At 34.6% G+C, this 15,660-nt stretch carries 17 protein-coding genes; 9 read left to right on the top strand and 8 right to left on the bottom strand.

The genetic code is table 11. The features are described from left to right. Window positions 1-45: 45 nt before the first annotated feature. The gene (locus I130_RS03120; RefSeq protein WP_034919286.1) at window positions 46-930 is read right to left on the bottom strand and encodes an NAD kinase; all 885 of its coding nucleotides are present in this window, start codon (window positions 928-930) and stop codon (window positions 46-48) included. A 2-nt stretch (window positions 931-932) separates the two neighbouring features. Then, window positions 933-1,589 carry a CBS domain-containing protein gene (locus I130_RS03115; RefSeq protein WP_034919282.1) on the bottom strand — a complete coding sequence of 219 codons (657 nt, stop codon included), beginning with the start codon at window positions 1,587-1,589 and terminating at the stop codon, window positions 933-935. Window positions 1,590-1,680: 91 nt separating this feature from the next. On the opposite strand from I130_RS03115, the gene I130_RS03110 reads away from it, so the two are divergent. From I130_RS03110 to I130_RS16875, 9 genes are all read left to right on the top strand, one after another. Then, on the top strand, window positions 1,681-2,397 hold the full coding sequence (locus I130_RS03110; protein WP_034919279.1) for a pyridoxine 5'-phosphate synthase: 717 nt from the start codon (window positions 1,681-1,683) through the stop codon (window positions 2,395-2,397). Beyond that, window positions 2,394-3,158: an alpha/beta fold hydrolase gene (locus I130_RS03105; RefSeq protein WP_083932854.1), complete on the top strand. Its 765-nt coding sequence runs from the start codon at window positions 2,394-2,396 to the stop codon at window positions 3,156-3,158. The genes I130_RS03110 and I130_RS03105 overlap by 4 nt, the downstream gene beginning before the upstream one ends. Window positions 3,159-3,272: 114 nt before the next feature. After that, window positions 3,273-4,523, top strand: coding sequence for an OmpP1/FadL family transporter (locus I130_RS03100; RefSeq protein ID WP_034919270.1), 1,251 nt, complete (start codon window positions 3,273-3,275; stop codon window positions 4,521-4,523). 19 nt (window positions 4,524-4,542) lie between these two features. After that, the gene (locus I130_RS03095) at window positions 4,543-6,108 is read left to right on the top strand and encodes a lipase (RefSeq protein WP_034919267.1); all 1,566 of its coding nucleotides are present in this window, start codon (window positions 4,543-4,545) and stop codon (window positions 6,106-6,108) included. A gap of 129 nt (window positions 6,109-6,237) precedes the next feature. Further along, window positions 6,238-6,579, top strand: coding sequence for a phage holin family protein (locus tag I130_RS03090; protein WP_034919263.1), 342 nt, complete (start codon window positions 6,238-6,240; stop codon window positions 6,577-6,579). Window positions 6,580-6,664: 85 nt separating this feature from the next. Next, on the top strand, window positions 6,665-7,987 hold the full coding sequence (gene tig / locus I130_RS03085) for a trigger factor (RefSeq protein ID WP_034919259.1): 1,323 nt from the start codon (window positions 6,665-6,667) through the stop codon (window positions 7,985-7,987). Window positions 7,988-8,074: 87 nt separating this feature from the next. Then, window positions 8,075-8,752 (top strand): ATP-dependent Clp endopeptidase proteolytic subunit ClpP, encoded by a 678-nt coding sequence (clpP, locus tag I130_RS03080; protein ID WP_034919254.1) that lies wholly within the window; start codon window positions 8,075-8,077, stop codon window positions 8,750-8,752. A gap of 72 nt (window positions 8,753-8,824) precedes the next feature. Beyond that, the gene (gene clpX, locus I130_RS03075) at window positions 8,825-10,057 is read left to right on the top strand and encodes an ATP-dependent Clp protease ATP-binding subunit ClpX (RefSeq protein ID WP_034919251.1); all 1,233 of its coding nucleotides are present in this window, start codon (window positions 8,825-8,827) and stop codon (window positions 10,055-10,057) included. A gap of 80 nt (window positions 10,058-10,137) precedes the next feature. Further along, window positions 10,138-10,266, top strand: a complete 129-nt coding sequence (locus I130_RS16875) for a hypothetical protein (protein ID WP_262489269.1) — start codon at window positions 10,138-10,140, stop codon at window positions 10,264-10,266. 122 nt (window positions 10,267-10,388) lie between these two features. Here I130_RS16875 and groL read toward each other — a convergent pair whose 3' ends face one another. The 6 genes from groL to I130_RS03045 all read right to left on the bottom strand — a co-directional run bounded on the left by groL (window position 10,389) and on the right by I130_RS03045 (window position 15,634). Continuing rightward, on the bottom strand, window positions 10,389-12,026 hold the full coding sequence (gene groL, locus I130_RS03070; protein WP_034919248.1) for a chaperonin GroEL: 1,638 nt from the start codon (window positions 12,024-12,026) through the stop codon (window positions 10,389-10,391). A gap of 124 nt (window positions 12,027-12,150) precedes the next feature. Continuing rightward, window positions 12,151-12,426, bottom strand: coding sequence for a co-chaperone GroES (gene groES / locus I130_RS03065; RefSeq protein WP_026837493.1), 276 nt, complete (start codon window positions 12,424-12,426; stop codon window positions 12,151-12,153). Window positions 12,427-12,570: 144 nt separating this feature from the next. Then, window positions 12,571-12,918 (bottom strand): preprotein translocase subunit SecG, encoded by a 348-nt coding sequence (secG, locus tag I130_RS03060; protein WP_034919244.1) that lies wholly within the window; start codon window positions 12,916-12,918, stop codon window positions 12,571-12,573. After that, the gene (locus I130_RS03055; protein ID WP_034919239.1) at window positions 12,915-13,790 is read right to left on the bottom strand and encodes a hypothetical protein; all 876 of its coding nucleotides are present in this window, start codon (window positions 13,788-13,790) and stop codon (window positions 12,915-12,917) included. The genes secG and I130_RS03055 overlap by 4 nt, the downstream gene beginning before the upstream one ends. Next, window positions 13,790-14,293, bottom strand: coding sequence for an LPS assembly lipoprotein LptE (gene lptE / locus I130_RS03050; RefSeq protein WP_034919234.1), 504 nt, complete (start codon window positions 14,291-14,293; stop codon window positions 13,790-13,792). The genes I130_RS03055 and lptE overlap by 1 nt, the downstream gene beginning before the upstream one ends. An 87-nt stretch (window positions 14,294-14,380) precedes the next feature. Then, window positions 14,381-15,634: a sigma 54-interacting transcriptional regulator gene (locus I130_RS03045; RefSeq protein ID WP_034919231.1), complete on the bottom strand. Its 1,254-nt coding sequence runs from the start codon at window positions 15,632-15,634 to the stop codon at window positions 14,381-14,383. Window positions 15,635-15,660 lie beyond the last annotated feature (26 nt).

Here is a 15,660-nt window from a genome sequence, read left to right as displayed (position 1 = left end):
CATTTTAGTATATGTTTATAAACAAATATTGGAAGCTTTTATTGTTTAGTTGCGTTTATCCTCGCCCCATAAAAGCTTTTTTCTAAGTGTTTCAAGAAAACTGTCTTTTTCTATTTCTACCATGCTAATTGTGAAGGGTGCAATTTTAATGCTAATCTCTGTTGCATTGCTCAGGGTTGCAATTCGGGAATCCATAGATACTAGAAAAAAGTCTTCTCTACCAGATATTTTGAGTTTTATTTCGGTATCATCTTTTATTACTAATGGTCTTGCGTTTAAATTATGTGGCGCAATTGGGGTTATTACTAAGGCTTTAGTATCTGGTACAATTACCGGGCCACCACAACTTAGGGAATAACCAGTAGATCCTGTAGGTGTAGAAACTATTAAGCCATCTGCCCAATAAGAAGTTAAATATTTATCATTTAACCAAGTTTCTACAGTGATCATAGAGGTTGTGTTTTTTCTGCTTACCGCTATTTCATTCAAAGCATAATTCGTTTCACCAATTTCTTCGCTTGAAGGATTAGTTTCTATGCAAAGTACCGTTCGTTCTGAGATCTCATATTTTTTATGAAGAATAGATGAAATACTTCTCTTTATTTCTTCCTTCTGAATGGTGGCAAGAAAACCTAGTCTTCCAGTATTGATGCCCAAAATCGGAATATTAAGATTCTGAATATAATTGATAGATTTTAATATAGTTCCATCTCCACCAATACTAAAAAATAGATCGTAAGTATCATCAAGCTCTTTAAATGTGCTGAAATGCTTATAATCCTTGTTTAATATTTTATGTTCATGAATAAGGTTTAGAAAGTTTTTTTCAATCGACACTTCGATATTTTCATGATCTAGAATATCAAAAAGTTCTTTAATATAAATGCCAGAATCTTTGTGATAAAACTGACCATAAATCCCTACTTTCATTATTATATATTAAGGTATTTGTCCAAATATCTGGAGCGCTCTTTTAAATTGTTGGTATATAGATCTTCCTGATGGTCAGAAATTATTGTGTATCCATATCTTCTTAGCGTTTGTAATATTTCATTTAAGCCAGAGGCGTTTACTTTAACCGTGATCTGAGTAAGATCATTCTCTTGTGAAGAAACAAACATTCCAGAAATTCGGGCATTTTGAGATTCTATGATCTGTCCTATTTCACTAAAAGAATAATCTAAACTACCTTTTTCTAAGACAACTATTCCGCCAGGCTCGTTAAGAAATGGAGTTTCGTTAAACTGGTGCAGAATGTCGCTCAATTCTACATAGCCTAAGTATTGATTTTCTGAATCTAAAACCGGTACAATATTAGCCTGATTTTGAGCAAATGTCTCTAAGGTGTCTAACCAGTTATCCGATTCTCGAGCGTAAAATCCTTCTAAAGCATATTGATAATCCGCAAGAGTCTTTTCGGCATCAAAACATCTCACATCATTTTCAGAGATACTTCCCAAGTAAACGCCGTCATTTCCAACAGGCATATGGGAATAGGTGAGTTCATTGAATTTTTTCTTTAGATCCCCGATTTTTTCAGTGATCTGGCAGATTTCCATGTCATTAACGATATAACTTTCAATACTCATAATTCCTCTTCATTTTAATGCAAATTAATTAAAATTATATTCAATAGGGCATCCTCATCTTTGTATTTTTGTTAATTCAAAGCCAAATATAATGACCCATTTAAGTGTAAATATCAATAAAATTGCCACACTAAGAAATGCTAGAGGTGGTAATGTTCCAGATTTAGTTCAATTTACAAAAGATATAGAGTCTTTCGGAGCCCAAGGAATTACAGTTCATCCAAGGCCAGATGAGAGACATATTAGATATCAAGATGTTTTTGATCTTAAACCTGTGATAACAACAGAGTTCAATATTGAAGGAAATCCTATTCCCCAATTTGTAGACATGGTTCTAAAAGCGAAACCCGCTCAGGTGACATTAGTGCCAGATGCTATAGATGCTATTACTTCAAATTCCGGTTGGGATACTATTAAGCATAAGGATTTTTTGAAAGAAGTTATATCAGAATTCAAAAGGAATGATATTAGAACTTCCATTTTTGTAGATCCTAATCTAAGTATGGTTGAACATGCAGCAAATACTGGAGCAGATAGAATAGAATTGTATACTGAAGCTTACGCAGAACAATTCAGCAAAGGAAATAAAAATGCAGTAAAAATATATACAGATTGTGCTAATAAAGCTATTGAATTAGATCTTGGTTTAAATGCAGGTCATGATCTTTCTTTAGAGAATATTCAATATTTTAAACAAGAAGTTCCAGGTTTATTAGAAGTGTCTATTGGCCATGCCTTAATAACAGAATCTTTATATTTTGGTTTGGAAACGACTATTAAAAGATATTTAAATTTATTGAAAGGATGATGAAACTAAATGCAAGCGTTATAGGTGAAGGTACTCCATTTTTAATTCTTCACGGATTTTTAGGAATGAGTGATAATTGGAAAACTCTTGGAAGTAAGTTTGCAGAAAAGGGATTTCAGGTTCATTTAATAGATCAACGAAATCATGGTAGAAGCCCTCATACTTCAGAAATGAATTATGAGGTTATGTCTCAGGACGTTAAAGATTATTGTGAAGATAACAATTTAAAGAATATCATTTTATTGGGTCATTCTATGGGCGGTAAAGTTGCCATGCAAGTTGCAGGTGATTTTCCAGAGCTGATAAAAAAACTTATAATAGTTGATATTTCTCCCAAATATTACCCGCCACATCATCAGGAAATATTGCAGGGTTTAGAAGCTTTAGATAATGAAAAAATAACCTCCAGAGGAGATGCAGAAGATTTTTTGGCCAAGTTTGTACCAGATAAAGGAACTCGACTTTTTCTTCTAAAGAATTTATATTGGAAAACTAAAGAGAAGCTTTCTCTAAGACTGAATTTAGATGTGTTAAGTAAATCTGGAGAAGAAATAGGAAATGCGCTATCTGATAATATCACTTTTTCTGGGCCAAGTCTATTTATTCGTGGAGGAAAGTCGGGATATATCACTGAAGAGGATAAACCTTTGATAAAAAAGCATTTTCCAAACGCTACAATTCAAACCATAGAAGGTGCGGGGCATTGGGTGCATGCTGAGAAAATTGCTGATTTTTTTACGATTGTAACAGATTTCATTTAAACTTTAGTGGTATTATTATGTATGCATAATAAATTCCGTCAATTCCTTGCGTAATTTATAATTTTTGCTAATCTTGGAGCATCCAAAAAATAAAAAATTAACTCAAATTTAATTATGAAAAAACTATTATTTCTTGCGGTTTTCATGTTGGCTACCGCAGTAACCTATGCGGGAGGGTATCGTGTAAGTTTGCAGGGACAGCGTGCCTTAGCAATGGGACATACCGGAGTAGCGGTGGTAAACAGTGCAGAGCTAGGATTTTTTAATCCAGCGGGATTAGTCTATTTAGAGAATAAAATAAACATATCTGTCGGTGGGTTTGGTGTGTTCTCAGATGTAGTCTATCAAAATGAACAAACAGGAGATGTAGCAAGGACAAATAGTCCTGTAGGAACTCCATTATATTTATATGCATCTTATAAGGTAACCGATTGGTTAACTGCAGGTTTAAGCGTTTACACTCCTTATGGAAGCTCTGTAGAATGGGAAGACGATTGGGCAGGTTCACATCTTGTTAATAACATAGACCTTGCCGCAATATACATTCAGCCATTATTATCTTTCAAGCTAAATCAATATTTTAGTGTCGGAGGTGGTCCTATCTATGTTACTGGAAGTGTTAATTTCAATAGAAATTTAAACAGAACGTTGTCTGATATCGATGGAAATAGATCTGAAGTAACTGTGGATGCATCAGGTGTTTCTAACTGGGGATGGTCTGCAAGTGCAATGTTCTCTCCAGCTGATAATTTAAGAATTGGATTTAATTATAGATCTGAAATTATTTTGGAAGCTAAAGATGGCGAAGCAGATTTTGAAAATATTCCAAATTCTCCTGCAACCCCATTTGCAGATACCAGATTTGATGCTGAGCTTCCTTTGCCTGCAGAACTTACTGTAGGTCTTTCTTATGAATTCTGTGATAAATGGTTGTTTGCATTTGATTATAATATGACATTTTGGAGTGTTTACAAGTCTTTAGATATAGACTTTGCAAATCCTAGTATTCCAGATTCTAAGAACCTTAGGATGTATGAAGATTCTTCAGTGTATAGATTTGGTCTTCAATACGAGACAAATGATATGTTTACTTTAAGAGCTGGATATTATTTTGATGAATCTCCAGTTCAAGAAGGATTCTTTGCTCCAGAAACTCCTCGTAATGATTCTAACAACTTCACAGCTGGTCTTTCTGTAAATGTAAATGATCATTTTGCTATAGATGCATCCTTCTTATATTCTAGATTTAAAGAGGTGAATGCTTCTTATGATTCTTATTTAGAAAACGGTCAGGCTGTTCCATTTGGAGGAACTTACAAGTCTAGCGCGTTTGTACCAGGAATTGGAATAACTTATAAATTATAATAGTAAACCAGATATTAAAATGAAAAATTATATAAAATATTTACCATTTCTGGCATTAGGAGTTATTTCTTGTGAGCCGGAATTAGACAAGCCTGTAGATGAAGCTGGATTTTATTCTAATGGAGAAACAGATTTCTCAAATTATGTTGCATTAGGAAATTCGCTTACTGCGGGTTATGCAGATGGAGCACTTTACTTAACAGGACAGGAAAATTCCTATCCTAATATTATGGCGCAGCAATTTGCCAAAGTACAAGAAATCCAATCTTTCACTCAGCCTTTAGTAAATGATAACGCTGGAGGTTTATTATTGGCTGGAAATCAAATTACAAATAATAGAAGAGTATTAGCTTTTGGAACAGATGGGGCGCCCGCTCCAAGAATTTATACAGGAATGCAACCAACCACAGATATTACAAATGTTTTATCTGGACCTTTTAGTAATATGGGAGTTCCTGGAGCTAAAAGTTTTCATTTAATAACTCCTAATTATGGAGATATTTCTGGAGTACCTGTGGGATCTGCAAATCCATATTTTGTGAGATTTGCATCTACCCCTAGCTCAACAGTTTTAGCAGATGCTGCTGCACAGAATCCAACTTTTTTCTCTGTGTTCATCGGGAATAATGATATTTTAAGTTTTGCTACTTCAGGTGGAGTTGGTGTAGACCAGACAGGGAATTTAGATCCATCTACTTATGGACCTAATGATATTACAGATCCACAAGTTTTTGCTTCAGCATATTCTACAATTGTAAGTACAATGGTAGGAACAGGTGCAGATGGTGCTTTAGTTAATATACCAAATGTTACTTCAATTCCGTTTTTCACTACGGTTCCTAATAACGCGTTGGTATTAGATGCAGCAACAGCGGCGAATTTAACTGGATTTTTTCAAGCAGTAGCAGGTATTTTTGCTCAAGGAGCGATTCAACAAGGTTTAGATGCAGCAACAGCTCAAGCTGTTGCGGCTCAGTATGCACTAACGTTTAGTGCTGGTCCAAACAGATTTTTAATTGATGTGCCAGTTTCTCAAACTAATCCATTAGGATTTAGACAAATGACTGAAGAAGAATTATTAGTTCTTACTATAGATCAAGCAGCTTTGGCTCAAGGATATGGTTCTGTTGTTTTAACTCCAGAAGTTATGCAAGTACTAGGATTACTTCAAACAGGAGGTCAACCTACGCCAGAACAAGCTCAATTGGTATTAGCTGCTGTAAGTGGCGTAGATGATAAAGATGCTTTAGATAAAGATGAGTTAACTGCAATTTCTACTGCGCAAGCTAGCTATAATGCAACTATAAAAGCTTTGGCTCAAGCGAATGGATTAGCATTTGTAGATGTGAAAGTTACACTCGATCAGGTTGCAAATGGCGGTATTCCTTATGATGCAGGAATGCTAACTTCGCAATTTGTAACAGGTGGAGCTTTTTCTCTAGATGGGGTACATCCAACTCCTAGAGGTTATGCATTGGTAGCTAACACTATTATAGATGCTATAAACGCTACTTACAATTCTACAGTTCCAAAAGTAAATATAGGAGCTTATGGAACTGTAACGTTAAGTAATGATGTTCAATAGTATTTCATAATAACATTCAACTTTCAAAAGAATAGATGATATTAATTAAATCACAAAAACCAAGACGCCGGATTTATTCCGGCGTTTTTTTTGCATTTTTGTTAGATAATTAACCAAAAAAACAAAGAGATGAAATTTCTAATACGCATTCTTTTAACCGCAGTTGCGGTAGTTTTACTTGCAAAATTCTTGCCTGGTGTAACAGTTGCTGGATATGTTACTGCAATTATTGTTGCATTAGTTTTAGCTATTCTTAATATGATTGTGAAGCCAATTCTGGTATTATTAACATTGCCAGTGACCGTGATTACTTTAGGTTTATTTTTGCTGGTAATTAATGCCGTTATAATCTTATTGGCAGATGCGTTTGTGAGCGGGTTTGGAGTAGATGGCTTTTTAATTGCCCTTATATTTAGCTTGCTGTTATCTCTTCTACAAACTATTTTATATTCTGTGCTGGGATCAGATTAGAGAATGCTGTAATTCAGCAATTTGAAACTTTGTGAACAATCGAAAAATGTGTACTTTTGCACACCAATTTTTATAATACGTTACAATGAATATTACTAGAGAGAATATTGACGAATTGAATGCGATAGTAAAAGTAGATATCGCGAAAGACGACTACAGTGAAAAAGTAGACAAGATCTTAAAAGATTACAAAAAGACCGCAAATATACCTGGATTTAGAAAAGGTCATGTCCCAATGGGGATGGTGAAGAAGCAATACGGTCAGGCTGTATTGGTAGATGAGGTAAATAAATTATTACAAGAAGCTTTAAATAAATATTTAACTGAAGAGAAGCTAGATGTTCTTGGGAATCCATTACCAAAGGAAAAAGAGAACTTTAACTGGGATCAGGATAATTACAGTTTTGAATTTGAATTAGGATTAACTCCACAATTCGATGTGAATTTAAAGACCAAAAAACCAATCACTCATTACAATATTGTGGCAGGAGAAGAGATGATCAATAATCAGATCACCAATATCCAGAAACAATATGGGAAATTGATTTCTAAAGAAGTTGCTGAAGAAGGGGATGTTGTAGCTGGAACTCTTGTAAATGAAGAAGAAAATATAGATAATGAAGGGACTATTTCTTTAGACCAGTTAAAGGGGAAAAAGAATATCAATAAATTAGTTGGAGCAAAAAAAGGGGATGTAATTACTTTAAAAACTAAAGGTCTTTTTGAAGATGATCATCAATTAGAAAAAGTTTTAAATGTAGAGCATGATAGAATTCATGATTTAGATGTGGATGTAACTCTTACGGTAACTGAAATAAATCATCAGGAATCTGCTGAGTTAAATCAGGAGTTGTTCGATAAGCTTTTTCCAAATTCAGAAGTGAAGAATGTAGAAGATCTTAAAGGAAAGATCAAGGAAGATGCTGCAAAACAATTTCAGCAGCAAGGAGATCAGCAATTATTAAATGATGTTACTGAAGCTTTAATAGAAAATAATAAGTTTGATCTTCCAAAGGAATTCCTTCAGAAATGGATTCGCACAGTAGGAGAGAAGCCATTAAGTGAAGAAGAAGCTAAAGAAGAGTTTATAAAGAGCGAGCAAGGTTTAAGATTTCAATTGATTGAAGGGAAATTAATCCGAGAAAACAAGTTGGAAGTTAAATTTGAAGATCTTAAAGAATTCACTACCGCTAGAATTAAAGAGCAAATGGCTCAATTTGGTCAAATGGATCCTTCAGAAAAGGAATTGGATGATATCGCTGCACGTGTTTTATCAAACCAAGATGAGATTAAGCGTTTATCTGAACAATTGATGAACGAAAAACTCTTAGGATTCTATAAAGAAAATATCAGTTTAAAAGAAAAAGAGGTTACTTACGAAGACTTTGTTAAAGAGATCTACAAGTAGACTTTCTTAAAATTTTATACATATCTTTAAGGCGTTAAACCAATGGTTATAACGCCTTATTTACTTAAATAGAGAATATAATAAGCTATGGATTACGGAAAAGAATTCGAAAAATATGCCATAAAAGATCATGGTATCAACGGGAATTATTACGATAAGATTATCACTAGTATGAACCCAATGGGGATGACCCCAAATATTATTGAAGAGCGCCAGATGAATGCTGTTGCAATGGACGTTTTTTCAAGATTAATGATGGATAGGATCATCTTTTTAGGAACTGGCATCAACGATCAGATCGCTAATATTATTCAAGCGCAACTATTGTTTTTAGAAAGTACAGATGCTTCTAAGGATATCCAGATATATATTAACTCTCCAGGAGGTAGTGTATATGCAGGATTAGGGATCTATGATACCATGCAATTTATTAAGCCTGAAGTAGCAACTATATGCACAGGAATGGCAGCTTCTATGGGAGCAGTGTTATTATGTGCAGGTGCAAAAGGAAAGCGTAGTGGATTACCTCATTCCAGAGTGATGATACACCAACCTTTAGGTGGAGCACAAGGTCAAGCGAGTGATATAGAAATTACAGCACGTGAGATTCTTAGCTTGAAAAAGGAATTGTATGATATTATTGCTAAACATAGTGGGCAATCTTACGAGAAAATTGAAGAAGATAGCGATAGAGACTTTTGGATGAAAGCAGATCGCGCGAAGGAGTACGGGATGATAGATGAGGTTTTAACCCGCGATAAATAGAATGATTTAGGATACCGCCAGGATATTTCATATATTCTGATTGCAGTATTTAAAATATTGAAATTGTAAGAAATGGCGAAAGATGATTTAGAATGTTCCTTTTGTGGAAGGAAAAAACCAGAGACTGATCTCCTGATTGCAGGTTTAGATGCACACATTTGTGATAAATGTATCGAGCAGGCTCATGGGATAGTTTTAGAAGAATCAAAACAAGGAGGCGCAAAGGAGTTGTCATCAGATTTGATGTTAAGCAAGCCGAAGGTTATAAAAGCATTTTTAGACGAATATATCATAGGGCAAGAAGCTACTAAGAAAGTAATGTCTGTGGCTGTTTATAATCACTATAAAAGATTATTACAACCAAAAAGTGACGATGATATAGAGATCCAAAAGAGTAATATCATTATGGTAGGGGAGACCGGAACAGGGAAAACCCTTATGGCTAAAACCATCTCTAAAATGTTGAATGTTCCATTGGCTATTGTAGATGCTACAGTGCTTACAGAAGCAGGATATGTTGGTGAAGATGTAGAAGGTATTTTAACTAAGTTGCTTCAGGCAGCAGACTATGACGTAGAGAAAGCACAACGCGGAATTGTTTTTATAGATGAAATAGATAAGATCGCTCGTAAAAGTGATAATCCATCTATTACCAGAGATGTTTCTGGGGAAGGTGTTCAGCAAGCTTTATTGAAGTTATTAGAAGGAACTACTGTGAACGTTCCGCCAAAAGGAGGAAGAAAGCATCCGGATCAGAAATTTATTGAGGTAGACACTGAAAATATCTTATTTATTGCCGGTGGAGCTTTTGATGGTATTGAAAGAAACATCAGTAAGCGTTTAAATATGCAGGCTGTTGGATTTAGTGCATCACAGAGTGAGGATAAAATAGAACGAACTAATCTTTTAAAATATATTATCCCTAAGGATCTTAAAGATTATGGATTGATACCTGAAATTATCGGGCGTTTGCCAGCTCTTACTTATATGGATCCTTTAGATGAGGAAACCTTAAGAGCAATTCTTACAGAGCCTAAAAATGCCATTATCAAGCAATATCAAAAGTTGTTTGAGATAGATGATATTTCTTTTGAAATTACTGAGGACGCTCTTAATTATATAGTTGGCAAGGCAGTTGAATATAAGTTGGGAGCAAGAGGGCTAAGATCCTTATGTGAAGCAATTTTAACTGATGCTATGTTTGAAATGCCGGAAGGAGATGAAACAGAACTATTAGTTACCAGAGAATATGCAGAAGATAAATTGAATAAATCTACTATAAGTAAGCTCAAAGCAGTTTCTTAATCAGGAATTATAATTTTAAGAAAAGCCATCTGTAAAAAATACAGATGGCTTTTTTATATCTTTGGTTTTAAATCGAAGTCATGGAAGAAACAAACAAAAAACAATGGAACTGGAAAATGATCTTAGTATTCATTATAGTTTTTGTGGTTGTAAGTCAAATTTTATCAGACTGGGATCATTTTAAAGAAGGGCTATCTTCAGCTTTTTAATTCTAGACTAAGGAATTAATTCGCTTAGTCTTTTCAAAGACAAATTTTAATTGAATAAACATAAAAAACCCCCGCTTCAAATTGAAGCGAGGGTTTTAATTTTAGCCTGCAGGCGCTGCCTGCTACATCATTCCGGGCATACCTCCACCCATTCCGCCTGGCATTCCGCCACCAGCGTTATCTTCTTTAATATCTACTAAAGCACATTCGGTAGTTAAGATCATTCCAGCAACAGAAGCCGCATTTTCCAATGCAATTCTCGTTACTTTTTTAGGATCTATAATACCAGCTTTTAGCATATCTACATAAGTATCGGTTTTGGCATCATAACCAAAATCTTTTTTACCTTCTAATACTTTGTTGATCACTACGGCACCTTCACCACCAGCATTTTCAACAATTGTACGTAAAGGAGATTCAATCGCTTTATTCACGATTTGAATACCAGTCATTTGGTCTGCATTATCACCTTTTAAGCTCTCAAGAACTTTTTTGGCTCTAACTAAAGCAACACCACCACCAGCAACAATACCTTCTTCAATGGCTGCACGTGTTGCATTTAATGCATCGTCTACACGGTCTTTTTTCTCTTTCATTTCAACTTCTGAAGCAGCACCTACATAAAGTACAGCAACTCCACCAGCCAATTTAGCTAAACGTTCTTGAAGTTTCTCTTTATCGTAATCTGAAGTAGTAGATTCTATCTGAGCTTTGATCTGTTGAACACGCTCCTTAATTGTTGCGTTATCACCGGCTCCATTTACTAAAGTTGTATTGTCTTTATCTATAGCAACTTTCTCAGCAGTTCCTAACATATCTAAAGTAGCATTCTCTAAAGAGAATCCTCTTTCTTCAGAAATTACAGTACCACCAGTAAGAATTGCGATGTCTTCCAACATTGCTTTTCTTCTATCTCCAAATCCTGGAGCTTTCACAGCAGCAATCTTTAAAGACCCACGAAGTTTGTTTACAACTAAAGTAGCAAGTGCTTCTCCATCTACATCTTCAGCGATGATCAATAAAGGTTTTCCAGATTGAGCTACCGGTTCCAATATAGGAAGTAAGTCTTTCATAGAAGAGATCTTTTTGTCATATAATAATATATATGGATCTTCAAGATCTGCTGTCATTTTCTCACTGTTTGTAACAAAGTAAGGAGAAAGGTATCCTCTGTCGAATTGCATTCCTTCAACAACATCTACATGAGTTTCAGTTCCTTTAGCTTCTTCTACAGTGATCACACCATCTTTTCCAACTTTCTGGAAAGCTTGTGCTATAAGTTCACCAATATGATCATCGTTATTAGCAGAGATAGATGCAACTTGTTTTATTTTTTCTGAAGAATTTCCAACTTCTTTTGCTTGTTTTGCAAGGTCTTCTGTAATTGCTAAAACAGCGCTATCAATCCCTCTTTTAAGATCCATTGGATTTGCACCTGCAGCAACGTTCTTAAGACCTTCAGCTACTATAGCTTGTGCAAGAACTGTAGCGGTAGTAGTACCATCCCCAGCAAGATCATTGGTTTTAGAAGCAACTTCCTTAACCATTTGAGCTCCCATATTCTCTAGAGCATTATCTAATTCTATTTCTTTAGCAACACTTACCCCATCTTTGGTCACCATAGGTGCTCCAAAAGATTTTCCAATAATTACATTACGACCTTTAGGTCCTAAAGTAACTTTTACAGCATTTGCTAATGCATCTACTCCGCGCTTTATTCCGTCGCGGGCTTCAAGATTAAATTTAATATCTTTTGCCATTCTTTTTAGTTTTTTGAGAATTTCACTTCTGTTTTATGCTAGGCATAAAAGCGAGATTCTTTGTAGTTAATAATTTATAGATTCTTAATTTAAAATGCAGACTGCATTTTAAATGTGTAAGAGTTTACACTATTGCAAGAATATCATCTTCTCTCATGATAAGATAATCCTTCCCTTCCAATTTTAGTTCAGTACCAGTATATTTACCATAAAGCACTTCATCACCAACCTTAACAGTCATGTCATGTTTTTTAGTTCCTTTTCCAACGGCAACTACTTTCCCTTTTTGTGGTTTTTCTTTTGCGGTTTCAGGAATATAAATTCCAGATGCTGTTTTAGTTTCTGCAGCAGCTGGCTCGATAAGTACTCTATCTGAAAGAGGTTTAATTTTTAAAGCCATTATGTAATGTATTTTAGTTAATTAATTCATTTTGTACAGAGCCTAAATGACCAAAATTATGCCACGACATATATCCTGACATTATGAAACAAAAAATGCCAGCTTATGACAAGCTGGCATTGTATATTATATAGTAAGATGTTCTTATTCCTGCTCTGGCACCTGTTCTGTTTGAACTGGAGTCTGAGTAGCTTCTGGAACTGTATTTTCTATAGTACCATCATTATCAATTACTCTAGACTCAGAGATCCCGCTTCCGTCCATTACTGGAATGTTAGAAAGTAAGATTAGCGCAAGCATTAAAGTAGCAAGTGTCCATGTACTTTTATCTAAAAAGTCTCCTGTTTTCTTTACTCCTCCAATTTGCTGACCTCCGCCACCTCCAAATGAAGATGAAAGTCCGCCACCTTTAGGATTTTGTACCATAATTACTACTACTAGCAAAAATGCTACAATTATTATCAATGCTAAAAAAATAGTGAATGTGCTCATTCTTTTCCTGTATTATTTTCTTGTAATTTCTTAATTGCCCGAATTTGGTCTGCAAAGAAACCACTTTTTTCGGGATTTTTCAAACTTAAAATCTTGAAAGCTTGAATTGCTTTTTTATAGTTCTTTTGTTCTAAATAAACCCTAGCCAAAGTTTCTGTCATTAATGCCTCTGGAGGGACGGTTCTATCCAGTGCTATATTGGAATTACTAGCAGGTTTATTAGGTTTTATCTTCGGGCTTTTAGAAATAAAATTATCTATAAGTTGCGATTTTCTTGATCTTAAAGGAGAATTTAATTTTTGCTTAGAGGTATTCCTTTCTATTGGTGATGCTCTAGTTAAACTTAACCATTCTGAAAATGAATGAGATTCCTCAGTATTGAATTCTAATGGTTTTCCAATTTTTATAGAAGGCGCTTCAGGAATGTTTTCCTTTGGGGTCTCTGAGGAAGTTTGTTCATTTAATTTTTCAAATAAAAAGGGATCCATTACTTGGTCCGATTCTATTTGCTTCATCTTAATAGCTTCGTTTATCGCAAGACTCTTTGTTCCAAAAACTTCTTCAGGTTCAAAAACTGTAATATTTCTTAAGTTCTCTTCCTGATTTTTAATTTGCAAGGCTACTTTATCTTGAAGAAAATTTGCCGAAGTAATAAAATCGAACAAGACACTTCTGTCTAAAGTATGTGCGGCAGTCCTTTTTAATTCAGAATTATAACGAGGACTATTTTGAGAATATAATCCTTTGAGATAAGTTGCTCTAGCAGCCTGAAAAAAAGGAAATTTCTCTAGAATAGGTTCCAATACTGCTATTTCTGAATTTTTAACAGAAGCAGAATTTGCAAATAAGGAAGTTAATTCTTTAGAATTCATTACCAATTTGTAAGCGTTGCATTAAAGATATCTTGAGTAATTCTAGAATAGATCTCTTCTATGGCAGTATCTAGAGTAGATCCGGTTAATTGGGCATTTGCAGCATAATCATAATAAAATGAAAATCTCCTTTCTATATCCTTTTCTGGCTGCAATGTATTATAATATCTTAGGTTCACAGCAATGGTAAGTCTGTTTTGTGCAGCGGTATTCTGTGCTGTTGCTGTAATTGGGGCAACATAATAATCTATTATTTCTCCCTCATAAATAAGGTCTCCTCCAGAATTAGTTAGACTTAAGTTGGTTTGCCCTTGAATAAGATCCTGAAGTTGCAAAGTAAAGGCTCTATCTATGCCTGGTTCAACAATGTCTGATGTATTCTGAAAATAATTAACTTGAAAAGTTTTAGCTGCACCCGTATCTGCCCCTGTAAAAGAATAGAGACCACAGGATTGAAAGCTAAGAACCAATAAGCAACTTAAAATAAAACCAATTTTTTTCATTCAATATTATAATTTAAATACTTTTTAGAAACCTGAAACCTGAAACCTGAAACCTGAAACCTGAAACCTGAAACCTGAAACCTCAAACTAGAGATCATATTGCTTAATCTTCCTATATAATGTTCGCTCACTAATCCCTAATTCTTCAGCCGCACTTTTTCTTTTCCCAGCATGTCTTTCTAAAGATTTTTTGATCAGTTCTAATTCCTTATCCTGTAAAGAAAGAGTTTCTTCCTCTTCAATTTCTTCAGCAAAGTAATATTTATCTTCTTTTTCTTTAGAAGAATTTTGAGGGATTTGTAAAATGTTAAGCTCCTCATCATTTAAATCTTCTATGTCCTGCTCATCATCATCTTCGCCATATATTTTTTGGATCAATCCTTCATGTTCATCTTTTGCGTCTTTAAGATTCCCGCTTTCCATCAATTTCATAGTGAGTTTTTTTAGATCATTCAAGTCACTTTTCATATCAAAAAGCACCTTATATAAAATCTCTCGCTCATTGCTAAAATCGCTTTCTTTCTTTTTTTCTGAAATAACAGCTGGTAAATTGCTTCCAATATTTGGAAGATAACCCTTAATCTTAGCACCGTTAATGCTTCTTTCCTGTTCTAGGACAGAAATTTGCTCGGCTACATTTCGTAATTGGCGAATATTTCCTCCCCATTGATATTTCTGAAGTAACTCTACGGCATCATCTTCTAACCTAATTGTAGGCATCTTATATTTAATGGCAAAATCTGCTGCAAATTTTCTAAATAATAAATGGATGTCATCTTTTCTATCTCTTAGAGGAGGTAGATTAATTTCTACCGTGCTTAATCTATAATAAAGATCTTCTCTAAATTTTTCTTTTTTAATAGCTTCAAACATGTTTAGGTTTGTCGCTGCTACTATTCTAACATTTGTTTTCTGAACTTTAGAAGATCCTACTTTTATAAATTCCCCATTTTCTAAAACTCTAAGTAATCTTACCTGAGTGGTTAATGGAAGTTCTCCTACTTCATCTAAAAAAATGGTTCCGCCATCTGCAACCTCAAAATAACCATTTCGGGTTGCTGTTGCTCCTGTAAAGGCTCCTTTTTCGTGACCAAACAATTCACTGTCTATAGTTCCTTCTGGGATTGCTCCACAGTTTACAGCGATATATTTACCATGTTTTCTATGAGATAAGGAGTGTATTATTTTAGGAATGCTTTCTTTTCCCACACCACTTTCTCCTGTAACCAAAACAGAAATATCTGTAGGAGCTACCTGAATAGCTTTTTCTACTGCACGATTTAATACTTGATCGTTCCCTATGATCTCAAATCGCTGTTTTATTGCTTGAACTGATTCCATATATTTCTTAACTATTGCTTAATGGC

The organism is Gillisia sp. CAL575 (assembly GCF_000403785.1).
In the GTDB taxonomy this organism is placed as follows: domain Bacteria; phylum Bacteroidota; class Bacteroidia; order Flavobacteriales; family Flavobacteriaceae; genus Gillisia.
This window is presented reverse-complemented; position numbering and strand designations above follow the sequence as displayed.

Bases quoted from the DNA above. Each gene is read 5' to 3' on its own strand.
- tig (WP_034919259.1), top strand. From the start codon at position 6,665: ATGAATATTACTAGAGAGAATATTGACGAATTGAATGCGATAGTAAAA.
- secG (WP_034919244.1), bottom strand. From the start codon at position 12,918: ATGAGCACATTCACTATTTTTTTAGCATTGATAATAATTGTAGCATTT.
- I130_RS03090 (WP_034919263.1), top strand. From the start codon at position 6,238: ATGAAATTTCTAATACGCATTCTTTTAACCGCAGTTGCGGTAGTTTTA.
- groES (WP_026837493.1), bottom strand. From the start codon at position 12,426: ATGGCTTTAAAAATTAAACCTCTTTCAGATAGAGTACTTATCGAGCCA.
- lptE (WP_034919234.1), bottom strand. From the start codon at position 14,293: ATGAAAAAAATTGGTTTTATTTTAAGTTGCTTATTGGTTCTTAGCTTT.
- I130_RS03100 (WP_034919270.1), top strand. From the start codon at position 3,273: ATGAAAAAACTATTATTTCTTGCGGTTTTCATGTTGGCTACCGCAGTA.
- I130_RS03095 (WP_034919267.1), top strand. From the start codon at position 4,543: ATGAAAAATTATATAAAATATTTACCATTTCTGGCATTAGGAGTTATT.
- clpP (WP_034919254.1), top strand. From the start codon at position 8,075: ATGGATTACGGAAAAGAATTCGAAAAATATGCCATAAAAGATCATGGT.
- I130_RS16875 (WP_262489269.1), top strand. From the start codon at position 10,138: ATGGAAGAAACAAACAAAAAACAATGGAACTGGAAAATGATCTTAGTA.
- I130_RS03120 (WP_034919286.1), bottom strand. From the start codon at position 930: ATGAAAGTAGGGATTTATGGTCAGTTTTATCACAAAGATTCTGGCATT.
- I130_RS03115 (WP_034919282.1), bottom strand. From the start codon at position 1,589: ATGAGTATTGAAAGTTATATCGTTAATGACATGGAAATCTGCCAGATC.
- I130_RS03110 (WP_034919279.1), top strand. From the start codon at position 1,681: ATGACCCATTTAAGTGTAAATATCAATAAAATTGCCACACTAAGAAAT.
- I130_RS03045 (WP_034919231.1), bottom strand. From the start codon at position 15,634: ATGGAATCAGTTCAAGCAATAAAACAGCGATTTGAGATCATAGGGAAC.
- clpX (WP_034919251.1), top strand. From the start codon at position 8,825: ATGGCGAAAGATGATTTAGAATGTTCCTTTTGTGGAAGGAAAAAACCA.
- I130_RS03105 (WP_083932854.1), top strand. From the start codon at position 2,394: ATGATGAAACTAAATGCAAGCGTTATAGGTGAAGGTACTCCATTTTTA.
- I130_RS03055 (WP_034919239.1), bottom strand. From the start codon at position 13,790: ATGAATTCTAAAGAATTAACTTCCTTATTTGCAAATTCTGCTTCTGTT.
- groL (WP_034919248.1), bottom strand. From the start codon at position 12,026: ATGGCAAAAGATATTAAATTTAATCTTGAAGCCCGCGACGGAATAAAG.